12 protein-coding genes are annotated in these 12736 nt (G+C 76.2%); 8 read left to right on the forward strand and 4 right to left on the reverse strand.

Going from position 1 to position 12736, the window contains the following annotated elements; genetic code table 11:
- The first annotated feature begins 20 nt into the window (after positions 1-20).
- The gene (locus tag KW076_RS07120; protein WP_224354655.1) at positions 21-1010 is read left to right on the forward strand and encodes an ROK family protein; all 990 of its coding nucleotides are present in this window, start codon (positions 21-23) and stop codon (positions 1008-1010) included.
- A 54-nt stretch (positions 1011-1064) separates the two neighbouring features.
- Here the strand turns inward: KW076_RS07120 and KW076_RS07125 are convergent, their stop codons facing one another.
- Complete coding sequence (locus KW076_RS07125) at positions 1065-1856, reverse strand: alpha/beta hydrolase (protein ID WP_224354656.1); 792 nt, start codon at positions 1854-1856, stop codon at positions 1065-1067.
- A gap of 67 nt (positions 1857-1923) precedes the next feature.
- Between KW076_RS07125 and KW076_RS07130 the strand changes: the two genes are divergently transcribed.
- Entirely contained in the window at positions 1924-2634 is a 711-nt protein-coding gene (locus KW076_RS07130; protein ID WP_224354657.1) for a lysophospholipid acyltransferase family protein, read from the forward strand.
- 106 nt (positions 2635-2740) lie between these two features.
- A complete protein-coding gene (locus KW076_RS07135; RefSeq protein WP_224354658.1) occupies positions 2741-4141 on the forward strand; it encodes a class II 3-deoxy-7-phosphoheptulonate synthase in 1401 nt (466 codons plus the stop codon).
- 74 nt (positions 4142-4215) lie between these two features.
- Here the strand turns inward: KW076_RS07135 and pknB are convergent, their stop codons facing one another.
- Positions 4216-6096 (reverse strand): Stk1 family PASTA domain-containing Ser/Thr kinase, encoded by a 1881-nt coding sequence (gene pknB, locus KW076_RS07140; RefSeq protein WP_224354659.1) that lies wholly within the window; start codon positions 6094-6096, stop codon positions 4216-4218.
- Positions 6097-6151: 55 nt separating this feature from the next.
- The gene (locus tag KW076_RS07145; protein WP_224354660.1) at positions 6152-7324 is read right to left on the reverse strand and encodes a LysM peptidoglycan-binding domain-containing protein; all 1173 of its coding nucleotides are present in this window, start codon (positions 7322-7324) and stop codon (positions 6152-6154) included.
- Positions 7325-7507: 183 nt separating this feature from the next.
- Between KW076_RS07145 and KW076_RS07150 the strand changes: the two genes are divergently transcribed.
- The gene (locus KW076_RS07150) at positions 7508-7906 is read left to right on the forward strand and encodes an Rv2175c family DNA-binding protein (RefSeq protein ID WP_224354661.1); all 399 of its coding nucleotides are present in this window, start codon (positions 7508-7510) and stop codon (positions 7904-7906) included.
- Between the two features lie 67 nt (positions 7907-7973).
- Here the strand turns inward: KW076_RS07150 and KW076_RS07155 are convergent, their stop codons facing one another.
- On the reverse strand, positions 7974-9071 hold the full coding sequence (locus KW076_RS07155; RefSeq protein ID WP_224354662.1) for a polyprenyl synthetase family protein: 1098 nt from the start codon (positions 9069-9071) through the stop codon (positions 7974-7976).
- Positions 9072-9129: 58 nt separating this feature from the next.
- On the opposite strand from KW076_RS07155, the gene dinB reads away from it, so the two are divergent.
- The 4 genes from dinB (at position 9130) to rsmH (ending at position 12723) form a co-directional block, all read left to right on the forward strand.
- A complete protein-coding gene (gene dinB / locus KW076_RS07160) occupies positions 9130-10383 on the forward strand; it encodes a DNA polymerase IV (RefSeq protein WP_224354663.1) in 1254 nt (417 codons plus the stop codon).
- Positions 10384-10510: 127 nt separating this feature from the next.
- The gene (locus KW076_RS07165; protein WP_224354664.1) at positions 10511-10894 is read left to right on the forward strand and encodes a DUF3040 domain-containing protein; all 384 of its coding nucleotides are present in this window, start codon (positions 10511-10513) and stop codon (positions 10892-10894) included.
- 235 nt (positions 10895-11129) lie between these two features.
- Complete coding sequence (gene mraZ / locus KW076_RS07170; RefSeq protein ID WP_224354665.1) at positions 11130-11561, forward strand: division/cell wall cluster transcriptional repressor MraZ; 432 nt, start codon at positions 11130-11132, stop codon at positions 11559-11561.
- Positions 11562-11727: 166 nt separating this feature from the next.
- The gene (gene rsmH, locus KW076_RS07175) at positions 11728-12723 is read left to right on the forward strand and encodes a 16S rRNA (cytosine(1402)-N(4))-methyltransferase RsmH (protein WP_224354666.1); all 996 of its coding nucleotides are present in this window, start codon (positions 11728-11730) and stop codon (positions 12721-12723) included.
- Positions 12724-12736: the final 13 nt, after the last annotated feature.

Raw genomic sequence — 12736 nt, forward strand, 5'->3', positions numbered from 1 at the left:
ACGGATGCGAGCATGGCCGGATGCACCGCAGCCGTCCCGCCCCTCCCTCCCCTCCCGCCCCGTCCGCGTACCCGCGGCGTCTGCTGGGTGTGGACCTCGGCGGCACCGCCGCCAAGGCCGGCGTCCTCGAGCTCGCCCGCGACGGCCGCGCCCGCATCCTGGCACGCTCCCGGGCGGCGCATGCCGGCGCCGACCCCGCGTCCGCGGTGACCCGCGCCGCCGCCGACGCGCTCTCCCGGGCGGGTGTCCGCGTGCCGGACGGGGCCGGGTTCGCGTGCGCGGCGTGGCTGGATCCCGCCACCGGACGGGCCCGGGCCAGCCCCCACCTGCCCTCCCTGGTCGGCATCCGCCCCGCGGCCCTGTTGACCCCCGTGCTGGAAGCCGCGGGAGCGGCCGGGCACGGGCTCGTCCCGGTGGCGTTGAACGACGCCGACGCCGCCGCTCTGGCGGAGTCCCGCCTCGGCGCCGCCCGCCCGGCGCCCGGCGACCTCCCGGGAGCCCCGACGCTGTTCGTCGCGCTCGGCACCGGGGTCGGCGGCGCGGTGATCGTGGACGGCGCCGTGCTGCCCGGGGCGCGCGGCATGCACGGCGAGGCGGGGCACATCTGCGTCGACCCGGACGGGCCGGCGTGCCCCTGCGGGGCGCGGGGCTGCTGGGAGCTCTACGCCTCCGCCTCCGCGCTCGCGCGGACGCTGCCCGGGCGGCCGATCGCCGACGTGCTCGAGGCGGCCGTCGCGGGCCCCGGTCCGGAGCGGGACGCCGTCCTGGACGCGGGGGAGTGGCTCGGGCGCGGTCTCGCCCCGGCGGTCTGTCTGCTCGACCCGGTCCGCGTCGTGGTGGGCGGAGGCCTGATGGCGGCCGGGGAGCTGCTGCTGCCCACGGCCCGGGCGGCCCTGCGGCGGGCCCTGCCGACCGCCGCCGCGGACCGGCCGCCGGAGCTCGTCGCGGCCGCCCTGGGCAACGACGCCGGGTGGATCGGCGCCGCCCTCGCCGACGGCGCCCGGGTCTGAGACCGGTCCGGGCAGGCATGCCCCCGCCGCTCAGCGGGCCATCGGTTCCCCCGCTCAGCGGGCGGCGGCGGCCACCGCGTCCCGGCTGCGGGCGACCAGCAGCGGCAGGTCACGGTCGAGGGTGGCGACGTGCCGGCTGTGGAGCAGGCGGACCACCTCGACCGGCGCGGCCGTCAGCCCGCGCAGCAGGGTGTGGTGGCTGCGCTCCGGCACCACGGCGTCCTCGGCGGACCGGAACACCGTCACCGGCGCCGTGATCCGACCCAGTCCCCGGCGCGCGGCGGTCTGGATGCGCCCCACCTGGGCGACGCCGGCCACGGGCGCCCGCTCGTAGGCGAGCTCCCGCGCGTCGGGGTCCGCGATGTCCCCCGCGATCGACGGGACCGAGGGCACGACGTGGCGCAGCAGCGGCGCCGCGACGGCGAGCGGGCTGCCGAAGCGCAGCGCCGGGTTCACCACGAGCACCCCGGCCACGTCGCGGTGCGCCGCCGCGTCCAGGGCCAGGGCGCCGCCCATCGAGATGCCTGCGACGACGACACGCCGATGCGTGGCCAGCGCCGCGTCGACGGCGTCTCGCACGGCGGCGCGCAGCTCGTCCGCGTCGGTGGTCCCGAGGTCCTCCCAGCGGGTGCCGTGCCCCGGCAGCAGCGGCACATGGACGGCCGCGCCCCCGGCGGCGACGCCCTCGGCCCAGGCGCGCACGGAGTCCGGTCCGGAGGTGAACCCGTGGAGCATGACCACCGCGACCCCCGGCAGGGAGGTCGCCGGCAGCCGGAAGGGACGCTGGGCGGGGTCGACGCCCGGCGCGGGGCGGCGGTCGGGCGCGGCGGGGCGAAGGCGCGTCATGCGCACAGTGTAGGGCCGCCTGCCTAGGATGGACGGGCACCCGCCGCTACGAGAAGAGGTCCCCGCCGTGTCCGCGTTCTACTGGTCCGCCAAGACGTTCGTGGTGGCCCCCGCCACCCGGCTCCTGTTCCGCCCGTGGGTGAAGGGCCTGTCCCACGTCCCGGCCGAGGGGCCGGCGATCCTCGCGAGCAACCACCTCTCCGTGTCCGACTCCGTGTTCATGCCCGCGATGCTGGACCGGCAGGTGCACTTCCTGGCCAAGCAGGAGTACTTCACGGGCCGCGGCGCCAAGGGCTGGGCCACGAAGAAGTTCTTCGAGGCCACCAACCAACTGCCCATGGACCGCTCCGGCGGCGCCGCGTCCCTGCGCTCGCTCGAGGCCGGGCTGGAGTGCCTCCGCGAGGGCAAGCTGCTCGGCATCTACCCGGAGGGCACCCGCAGCCCCGACGGCCGCCTGCACCGCGGCAAGATCGGCGTCGCCAAGCTGGCGCTCGCCTCCGGCGCGCCCGTCGTGCCGATCGCCATGATCGGCACGGACCGCGTCCAGCCCATCGGCCGCATCCTGCCCACCCTGCGCCGGCTGGGCATGATCTTCGGTGAGCCCCTGGACTTCTCCCACCTGCAGGGCCGGGAGGGGGACCACCGGGCCCTGCGCCAGGTGACCGACGAGATCGTGGAGGCCATCCGCCGCCTCTCCGGGCAGGACTACGTGGACGTCTACGCGGCGGACGTGAAGTCCGGCCGCGTGGCGGTGCCGCCCCGCGCCGGCCGCGACTGACGCCCGCCGCCCCCGTCCCTGCGGGGCCTGGACGTCGCCGTCTCAGAGAGCGGACCGTGGGCGTCATGCGTCCGGGGACCCCCGCCCCGGCCCCTAGGGTGGTGGCATGCATGAGGACCCCCGCGACCAGATCATGGCCTTCGGCACCGCCATCTCCGAGGGGGCCGCTCCGGACCCCGCCCTCGACGCGTGGCGCGAGCTGCCGATCAAGCAGGCGCCCACCTGGGCCGATGAGGACGACTTCCGTGCCGCCGTCGCGGAGCTGAGCCAGGTCCCGCCGCTCGTCTTCGCCGGCGAGGTGGACGTGCTGCGCACCCGCCTGGCCGACGTGGCCCGCGGCCAGGCCTTCCTGCTGCAGGGCGGCGACTGCGCCGAGACCTTCGCGGGCTCCACCGCCAACCGCATCTCCGCCCGCGTGAAGACGATCCTGCAGATGGCCGCCGTCCTCACCTACGGCGCGTCCATGCCGGTCGTGAAGATGGGCCGGATCGCCGGCCAGTACGCCAAGCCGCGCTCCTCGGACACCGAGACCCGCGACGGCGTCACGCTGCCGAGCTTCCGCGGCGAGATCGTCAACGGGTTCGAGTTCACGGAGGAGGCCCGCCGCCACGACGCGCGGCGCATGGTGACGGCGTACCACACGGCCTCGTCCACGCTGAACCTGGTCCGCGCGTTCACGCAGGGCGGCTTCGCGGACCTGCGCAGCGTGCACCAGTGGAACCGCGGCTTCATGGAGAACCCGGCCTACGCCCAGTACGAGCAGATCGCCGCCGAGATCGACCGGGCGGTCCGCTTCATGGACGCCGCCGGCGCCGACTTCGAGGCCATGCGCCGCACCGAGTTCTACGCGGCCCACGAGGCGCTGCTGCTCGACTACGAGCGAGCCCTGACGCGCCTGGACTCCCGCACGGGTCTGCCCTACGCCACCAGCGCCCACTTCCTGTGGATCGGCGAGCGCACCCGCGACGTGGACGGCGCCCACGTCGACTTCCTCTCCCGCGTCCGGAACCCCATCGGCGTGAAGCTCGGCCCGACCACCACCGTGGACGACGTCCGCGCGCTGGCCGACAGGCTGGACCCGGAGCGCGAACCCGGCCGCCTCACCTTCATCACCCGCATGGGAGCGGACAAGGTCCGCGACGTGCTGCCGGGCATCGTCGCCGGCGTGCGCGACGAGGGCCTGCAGCCGGTGTGGGTCACGGACCCGATGCACGGCAACACCGTCACCGCCGCCAACGGCTACAAGACCCGCCGCTTCGAGGACGTCATGGACGAGCTCACGGGCTTCTTCGAGGTGCACCGCGAGCTCGGCACCCACCCCGGCGGCATGCACGTGGAGCTCACGGGCGACGACGTGGCCGAGTGCCTCGGCGGCTCGGACCCCGTGGACGAGGCGGACTTCGACGAGCACTACGAGACGCTCTGCGATCCGCGCCTGAACCACCAGCAGTCGCTGGAGCTGGCGTTCAAGGTCACGGACGCCCTCGCCCACCCGCACCAGGACTGACAGGGAGGTGGAGCGACGACGGGGCCGGGGGAGCGATCCCCCGGCCCCGTCGGCCGTCCGGACTCCCCCGCCGGTCAGAGGGTCCAGAGCTGGACGCTGGCGCCCTCGGGGAGGACGGTGCCGGCCGGCGTGCCCTGGCGCAGGACGCGCGCCGCGTCCCCGGACGGGCCGGGCAGGGGCAGGGTCCGCACGTCGGGGACGAACCCGAGGTCCGCGAGCCGCGTGCGGGCCTCGCCGACGGTGAGCCCGCCGAGGTCGGGGAGCGGATGCGTTGCCGGGCCGGTGGAGAGGACGACGGCCACCTCGTCGCCGGGCGTCATCTCCGCGCCCGCCTCCGGGCTCTGGCTCACCACGGCGCCCGCGGGGACCGCACGGTCCGCCACGCGGTCGGCGACGACGACGCCCACCCGGCCGTCCTCAGCCACCGCATGGGCGTCCGTCACCGTCAGCCCGGCGAGGTCCGGGGCGGGCACCGGCGCCGGGCCGTCGGAGACGGTCAGCCGGACGGGCCCGCCCGCATCGACCGTGCTGCCGGCGGCGGGGGAGACGTCGAGCACCACGCCGTCGGAGAAGCGCTCGTCGTGCCGGGACACGACGGCGGAGGTGAGTCCCGCCTCCGCGAGTCGGGCGGCGGCCTCCTGCTGCTCGAGGCCCCACAGGGGCGGCACCACCACGCCGGCCGGACCGGAGATCCCGCCGGAGCCCAGGATCCAGCCGAGCAGCAGCGCCATGCCGGCCAGGAGCAGTGTGACGGCCGCTCCGACCGCCACCGTGCGCCCCATGCCGGCCCCCAGCACGACCTCCGGGGTGCGGGCCGTCCGGCGCCGCTGGCGGGCCGACGCGGGTCGCGGGGCCACCGGGGCCGGACGCGGAGCCTCCGGGACCGCGGACGAGAGGTCGGACGAGGGGCTGGCCGCGGTCGCGGTCGCAGGTGTGGGCACGGGCTCCGCGCGACGGGGGTCGGGGCGGCGCGGCTCGAGACGGGCGGTCGCGTCGGCGGCGTCCGGCACGGGCACGGTGGGCACCGTCGGCGACACGGCGAGGGCGACGGTGGGGGCGTCGTCGGCCGCAGGGGCCTCGTCGGCGGGCGCGGTCTGCGGGAGGAGCGCGGCCACGCGGCGGAGCTCGGGCAGCAGGGCCGCCGCGTCTTCGGGCCGGTCCGCGGGCCTGGGCTCCGTGCACCAGAGGACGATGTCGTCCAACGCCTCGGGCAGTCCCGGACGCACCGATGAGGGGACCGGGACGCGCTCGTGCACGTGGCGGTAGGCCACCTGCAGCGGCGTGGCCGCCGTGAACGGCTGGGTGCCCGTGAGCAGCTCGAAGAGCATGATCCCGACCCCGTACACGTCCGCCCGGGCGTCCCCGCCGGTCCCGGAGATCAGCTCGGGGGCGAGGTAGGCGGGGGTGCCGAAGACCGTCTGGCCTGCAGAGGTGTGGCCCGTCGCCGCGCGGGAGAGCCCGAAGTCCGCCACCGTGATCCGGCCGTCGGTGCGCACGAGGACGTTCTCCGGCTTGACGTCGCGGTGCACGAGCCCGGCGCGGTGGGCGGCCGCGAGCCCCTCGACGACCGGCTCCAGGAGCGCGACCGCCCGCCGCGGGGCGACGGGGGCCTCCTCCCGGATCACGGCGCGCAGGGTCCGCCCCGGCACGTGCTCCATGACGAGGTAGGCGAGCACGTCGCCGGCCTCGTCCGCGGTGTGCCCCTGGTCGAGCACCGCGACCACGTGGGGGTGCGAGATCCGCGCGGCCGTCTTCGCCTCGCGCTCGAAGCGCCCGACGAGCGCGGGGTCCTCCGCGAGGTGCGGGTGCATGACCTTGAGGGCCACCTCCCGGTCCAGCCGGTGGTCCAGCGCGCGATACACGGTGGACATGCCGCCGCGCGCCACGCGGTCGAGGACCTCGTAGCGCCCGTCCACGAGGTCCCCGATCAGGGGATCACGGCGCGTGCTGCTCATGCCCTCCAGGGTAGATGACCCGCCGGTGCGCCCGTCGGGAGACCCCGCGCCCCGGTCAGAACATCGCGGCGGCGGCCTTCACACGCGCCACGTAGTTCCGGGCCTCCTGCTGCTTGACCGGGTCGTCCGACCCGCCGAGGCCGGTGAAGTAGGCGCTGATGCCCTGGTCGACGGTGTCCGTGTGCTCCTGGAGGTACTTGATGAGCACGACGCCGGCGGTCACGTTGTCCCGCACGTCGAGGACGTTGAGCTCCCGGCCCACGAGCTGGGATGCGAACTCGCCCGTGATCGGGATGACCTGCATGGCGCCGATCGCGTTGCCGGGGGAGACGGAGGCGTGCTGGAAACGGGACTCCGTGTAGGCGTGGCCGAGGGCCAGGGCGGGGTCGACGCCGAGCTCGAGCGCCGTCTGCCGCACGAGTGCCTGGACCTCGGCCGGGGACGGCTGCGGGACGGCCTGCAGTGCCCGCAGGTTGTCGTTGGCCGAGGCGGTCACGTGAGGCGCGTAGGTGGTGCTGAGGAACGTGGAGCCCACGGGACCGTCGATGACGGGGGCCTGCTCGGTGCCGTCGGCGATCACGAGCACGTCGCCGGTGTGCAGCACGGACCGCCAGGTGAGGCCGTTGAGCTCGCGCAGGCGGGGGATCGACACCTCGACGCGCTGGGAGATCGACCACATCGAGTCGCCGTTCCGGACGGTGTAGGTGGTCGGGGCGGCCTGGCGGACCGGCGCGGGGGCCGCGGCCACGGGCGTGGCGGGCGTCGTGGGCCGCGCCGGCGCCTCGGTCAGGAGGATCTGGCCGGGGTGCAGCATCGAGCGCGCGCCGAGGCCGTTGATCCGCTGGAGGACGGCGGCGTCGACGCCGGCGCGGCGGGACACCTGCCACCAGCCCTCGCCGCGCTCGACCTCCACGGTGCCGGGGGCGGCCGCCGGCGCGGGGGCGCCGGTGAGGGCGAGGACCTGGCCCGTGTAGATGACGGAGTCCGCGCGGAGGCCGTTCAGGCGGAGCAGGTCGGAGAGCCGGACGCCCTCCGCCTCGGCGATGCGATAGGGGTTCTCGCCGGCGCGGACGGTGTGGGTGCGCGGCGCGGCGTGGGCGGCCTCGGCGGCCTGCGCGGCCACGGGCAGCGCCCCCGTCATCAGGAGCGGGACGACGCCGCCGGCGACGAGGCCGAGCGAGCGGCGTGCGGTGGTCGCGGAGGCGCGGGGCGCGGCGGGCTGGGGCATGAGGGGGGTGACCTTCCTGGCGGGGGGCATGTGGGCTGGCACGGGCGATGCCCGTGTCGGGCGCCCCGGGGGGAAGGTGGCGGCGGCCCCGACTCCGCCGATGTTATAGGAACGTGACCTTCCGCGCCCACCCCCGTCGGCCGACCGCCCGGCCCTGTCTGGAGGCCCAGGTAGATTGGCGGGATGACCACCGAACACCCCGTCGACCGGGTCCCCTCCGACGCCGTCTCCCCCGAGCTGGACGCCCTCGTGGGCGACTGGCTCACCCTCCCGGACGTCGCCGAGCGCCTGGACCTGCGCGTCACCCGCGTGCACAACCTGATCAACGACCGTCGCCTGCTCGCCGTCCGCCGTCCCGAGCCGTCCGTGCGCGCCGTGCCCGCGGCATTCCTCACGGAGCGCGGACTGCTTGAGCCGCTGCACGGGACCCTCGTGCTGTTGCAGGACGCCGGGTTCGACGACGAGGAGGCGCTGCGGTGGCTCTTCACCCCTGACGAGTCGCTGCCCGGCCGGCCGATCGACGCCCTCCGGGACGGCCACAAGACCGAGGTGCGGCGCCGCGCCCAGGCGCTGGGGTGGTGAACCGGTCCCGCTGACCGCAGGGGCCCGGGCCCGACCCCGGGCGAGTCGCGGGCCCGGGGCCGCCGGGTCAGGCGGTGCGGACTGTGTACGCGTCGATGAGCTCGGCCAGCTCCCCGCGCACGTCCGTCCCCACCCCGAGGGCCGCGAGCCGCTCCAGGCCCCGGCGCGCCTCGGCCGAGAGCCGGTCGACCTCGTCGGCGACCGCCGTCCGGGCTCCGACCTCCTCGAGCCGCCGTTGCCAGTGCGCCACCCGCTCCGCGGAGAGCGCCGGATCTCCGAGCTCGGCGTCGAGGGCGGCCGCCTCCCCGCGGGGGAGCAGCGCCTCGGCCCGGGCGACCAGGACCGTCCGCTTGCCCTCGCGGAGGTCGTCCCCGGCAGGCTTGCCCGTGTGTGCCGGGTCGCCGAACACCCCGAGCAGGTCGTCCTGCAGCTGGAAGGCCATCCCGAACGGCAGGGACACCGCCTCGAACGCCGCGACGAGGTCGTCGTCGGCGCCCGCCAGCAGGGCCCCGAGCGCCAGCGGGTGCACCGCCGAGTAGCGGGCCGACTTGTGCTCTACGACGGCGCGGGCCGCGCGCTCGGCCGCCGCCGGGTCCGCGGCGGGCGGCGCCATCTCCGCGGCCACGTCGAGGTACTGGCCCACCATGACCTCGAAGCGCATCCGCTCCATCTCCCGCCGCGCGCGCTCCGCCCGGGGAGTGCCTTCAATGGCCCGGGAGAACATGGAGTCGCTCAACGCCAGGGCCACGTCCCCGGCGAGGATGGCCGCGGACACGCCGAAGTGCTCCGCCTCGTGCCGCCAGCCGTGCTCGCGGTGGCGGGCCTCGAACCGGCGGTGGACGCTGGGCATGCCGCGCCGGGTGTCGGAGCGGTCCAGGATGTCGTCGTGGATCAGGGCGGCGGCCTGGAACAGCTCGAAGGCCGCGCCCGCGACGGCGGCCCGCGGGTCCGTCGGGGAGCCCCCGGCGGCGCGCCACCCGAGCCAGCAGAGGACGGCGCGCAGCCGCTTGCCGCCCGAGGTGAGCACGCTGACGGCCTCGACCACGGGATCCGCGTCGGGGTGGATCCGGGCGGCGCCCCGCGCGTGTCCGTCGAGCACCGCCGTCAGGCGCTCGGCGACGGCGGCGCGGAAGTCGGACACGGAGGCGGTCTCGGGCGTGGGCATGGGTCCCAGGGTAGTCGGCGGTCGGTGTCGCGTCCGGAGTCGGGGCTACCCTCGGGGCATGTCCGCACCCGACCCCGGCCCGGCGCCCTCGTCCCCGCCCCCGCCCCGGCGCGAGCCCAGCATCCTCCACGTGGACATGGACGCCTTCTTCCTCTCGGTGGAGCGGCGCGAGCGGCCGGAGCTCCGCGGCGTCCCGGCTGCCGTCGCCCATCCCGAGGGGCGGTCCGTCGTCCTCTCGGCCTCCTATGAGGCCCGGGCCTACGGGGTGCGTTCGGCCATGCCGCTGGCTCAGGCCCGCGCGCTGTGCCCGCCCCTGCGGGTGACGCCGCCGCGCCAGGAGCTGTACCGGTCCACGTCCGCGCGGGTGATGGACCTCTTCGGCCGGGTGACCCCGGTGGTGGAGCAGCTCAGTGTGGACGAGGCCTTCCTGGACGTCGCCGGGGCCCGCCGGCTGCTCGGCCCGCCGGAGCGCATCGCGGCGCTCATCCGGGAGCGGGTGCGCGCGGAGCTCGGCCTGCCGTGCACCGTCGGCGGGGCGGGGGTGAAGTTCGTGGCCAAGATGGCCTCCACCGCGGCCAAGCCCGACGGGATGCTGCTCGTGCCCCCGCAGTGCACCCTGGCGTTCCTCCACCCGCGGCCGGTCGGTGCCCTGTGGGGCGTGGGGCCGCAGGCGGCTCGCCGGCTGCGCGAGCGCGGCGTGGAGACGATCGGCGACCTCGCCGCGCGCGACCCCCGCTGGCTGCGGGAGGCCTTCGGTGCCGCCGGAGCGGCCTGGGCGGAGCTGGCGGCGGGGCGTGACCCCCGCCCCGTGGCGCCGCGCGAGCCCGCCCGGAGCGTCGGGGCGGACCACACGTTCGACGTCGACGCCCGGGATCCCGCCGCCCTGGACCGCGAGGTGCTGTCGCTGTGCCACCGGGTGGCGGCGCGCCTGCGATCGGGCGGTCACACCGCCGCCGCCGTCACCGTGCGGGTGAAGGACCCCGCGCTGGCCACGCGGGCCCGCACGGTGCGCCTTCCCGCGCCGACGGCGTCGGGCCGTGTCCTGCACGCGCACGCCGGGCCGGCCGTGGCCGGGCTGCTCACCGAACGCCCCCACCCGGTCCGACTGGTCGGCGTCCGCGCCGAGCGCCTGTCCGACGCCGAGGCCCACGGCGCGGTCCAGGAGGCGCTGTTCGCCCCCGAGGGGCACGAGGGGCCCACGGACGACGCCGGCTGGCGCCGCGCGGAGGAGGCGGCGGACGCCGTGGCCCGGCGATTCCCGGGCGCAGGGGTGCGGCCGGCCTCCCTCCTGGGCCCGCCGGAGGGCTCCTGACCGGCGCGGACCCCGGCCCCGGCGTGGCGGCGGACGGGGGTGGGGAACTATCGTGGAGGGCACCCGGCGCCCTGGGCGCCCTGCCGACGGGGCGGCCGCGCCGCCACCACCAGAGAAGGAGCGCCTCGTGCCTCTCTCCGACCACGAGCAGCGAGTCCTCGACGAGCTCGAGCGCCAGCTCCACGCCGACGACCCGTCCCTCGCGTCCCAGCTCTCCACTCCGCGGGGCCCCGCCCCTGTGCGCCGGATCGTCCTGGGTGCGGCCATGATGCTCGCGGGGCTGGCCGTGGTCCTGGTCGGGGTGTCCACCCACCTGGTGGTCGTCGGCGTGCTCGGCGCCGTGCTGCTCGGCGGCGGCATCCTCGTGCTCACCTCCCGCAGGGTCTCGGCCTCCCGCGCCCCGGGGGCGCCGGTGGCCGGCGACGGCGGCCCGCACGCCGGGCGCCGGCGCGGCGGGCTCATGGACCGGCTCGACCGCGAGTGGGACAGCCGGGGGCGCGCCGACACCTGATCCGCCACGCCCTCCCCGGTCCCTCCACTTCCCTCCCCGCAGGCCCCCGCTCCCTCACGGAGCGGGGGCCTGCGGCGTGTCCGGGGAGCGTCGACCCCTCGTTGACCAGGGCGGGGGCGGGAATCGGGCGGCGAACGGTGGTCGGTGGAGGGAAGTGGGGTAAAGTGGAGGGCAGAAGAGAGATCGGCCCCGCCTCTGGTCGGGAGGGGCCCTCGACGGGTCAGGGGGTGTGCCGATGTTCCTCGGCACGTACACCCCCCGGCTCGACGAGAAGTGGCGTCTGATCCTGCCGGCCAAGTTCCGCGAGGAGTTGGCGGACGGGCTGGTCCTGACCCGAGGTCAGGAGCGGTGCGTCTACGTGTTCAGCGCGGCCGAGTTCGAGCGTGTGCACGAGCAGCTGCGTTCGGCCCCGCTCTCTTCCCGGCAGGCGCGGGACTACATCCGCGTCTTCCTCTCCGGAGCCTCGGACGAGACCCCGGACAAGCAGGGCCGCATCACCGTCCCCTCCCCGCTCCGGCAGTACGCGGGGCTGGACCGGGACGTCACGGTGATCGGCGCGGGCACCCGTGCCGAGATCTGGGACACAGCGGCCTGGGCCGCATACCTGGCCGAGCAGGAGGCGGCGTTCTCCGAGACGGACGAGGACGTTCTCGGCGGCATCCTCTGATCCACCCACCCACCGAGACATCCACCCCGCCCCCGTCGCACGAGACCCCCAGCCGGCGCCCCGGCACCTGACCCGCCTTCCCCTGGGCCAGGCATCGGAGCGGCGGAGGGGGATCCCGTGGTGCGGAGGCCCACCACGACAGCGCGCATCGGAGCAGGAGGCAGACGTGGACCCGACCCAGCCGCTTCCGCGGGACCGGCACGTCCCGGTCATGCGGGACCGCGTGGTCGACCTGCTCGCGCCCGCCGTGGAGGCGGCCGCCGCGGCCGGTCGCACCCCCGTGGCGGTGGACGGCACCCTCGGCATGGGGGGCCACACGGAGGTCCTCCTGCGCCGGTTCCCCACGCTGCGCGTCGTCGGCATCGACCGCGACCCGAACGCCCTGGCCATGGCGCAGGAGCGCCTCGGCCCGCTGGCGGAGCGCCTCGTGCCGTTCCACGGCACCTACGACCAGGTCCCCGAGGCCCTCGCAGCCGCCGGCGCCGAGCGCATGGACGCCGCGCTCTACGATCTCGGGGTGTCCTCCTACCAGCTCGACGCGCGGGAGCGCGGGTTCGCCTACTCCTACGACGCGCCGCTGGACATGCGCATGGACACGACCGCGCCCGTCACGGCCGCGGATCTCGTGGCCGAGCTCGACGAGCAGTCGCTGCGCCGCATCATCCGCCGGGACGGCGAGGACCGGTTCGCCGGGCCGATCGCCCGCGCGATCGTGCGGGCACGCGAGGAGGAGCCGATCCTCACGACCGGCCGGCTCGTCGACGTCATCCGGGCGGTCGTCCCGGTCTCCGCGGGCAACAAGGGCGGCCACCCGGCCAAGCGCACCTTCCAGGCCCTGCGGATCGCCGTGAACGAGGAGCTGGACATCCTCGACGCCGCCGTCCCCGCGGTCCTGGACGCCCTGGAGGTCGGCGGGCGGCTGGTCGTCATGAGCTACCACTCCCTCGAGGACAGGATCGCGAAGCGGCACCTCCAGGAGTGGGCGGCGTCGACCGCGCCGCCGGGGTTCCCCGTGGAGCTGCCCGAGCACCGGCCGCTGGTGAAGGTCCTCACCCGGGGCACGGAGAAGCCCACGGAGGAAGAAATCGAAGAGAACCGCCGCGCCTCCTCCGCGAAGGTGCGTGCAGTTGAGAAGATCAGGACGTCGAGGACCACGGCATGACGGCGTACGAGGA

This window comes from Micrococcus porci, from assembly GCF_020097155.1.
GTDB lineage: Bacteria > Actinomycetota > Actinomycetes > Actinomycetales > Micrococcaceae > Micrococcus > Micrococcus porci.

What these genes read in the sequence shown, in the direction of transcription:
- KW076_RS07120 (WP_224354655.1), top strand. Translation starts at nt 21, where the DNA reads ATGCACCGCAGCCGTCCCGCCCCTCCCTCCCCTCCCGCCCCGTCCGCG.
- KW076_RS07125 (WP_224354656.1), bottom strand. Translation starts at nt 1,856, where the DNA reads ATGACGCGCCTTCGCCCCGCCGCGCCCGACCGCCGCCCCGCGCCGGGC.
- KW076_RS07135 (WP_224354658.1), top strand. Translation starts at nt 2,741, where the DNA reads ATGCATGAGGACCCCCGCGACCAGATCATGGCCTTCGGCACCGCCATC.
- pknB (WP_224354659.1), bottom strand. Translation starts at nt 6,096, where the DNA reads ATGAGCAGCACGCGCCGTGATCCCCTGATCGGGGACCTCGTGGACGGG.
- KW076_RS07145 (WP_224354660.1), bottom strand. Translation starts at nt 7,324, where the DNA reads ATGCCCCAGCCCGCCGCGCCCCGCGCCTCCGCGACCACCGCACGCCGC.
- KW076_RS07150 (WP_224354661.1), top strand. Translation starts at nt 7,508, where the DNA reads ATGACCACCGAACACCCCGTCGACCGGGTCCCCTCCGACGCCGTCTCC.
- KW076_RS07155 (WP_224354662.1), bottom strand. Translation starts at nt 9,071, where the DNA reads ATGCCCACGCCCGAGACCGCCTCCGTGTCCGACTTCCGCGCCGCCGTC.
- dinB (WP_224354663.1), top strand. Translation starts at nt 9,130, where the DNA reads ATGTCCGCACCCGACCCCGGCCCGGCGCCCTCGTCCCCGCCCCCGCCC.
- mraZ (WP_224354665.1), top strand. Translation starts at nt 11,130, where the DNA reads ATGTTCCTCGGCACGTACACCCCCCGGCTCGACGAGAAGTGGCGTCTG.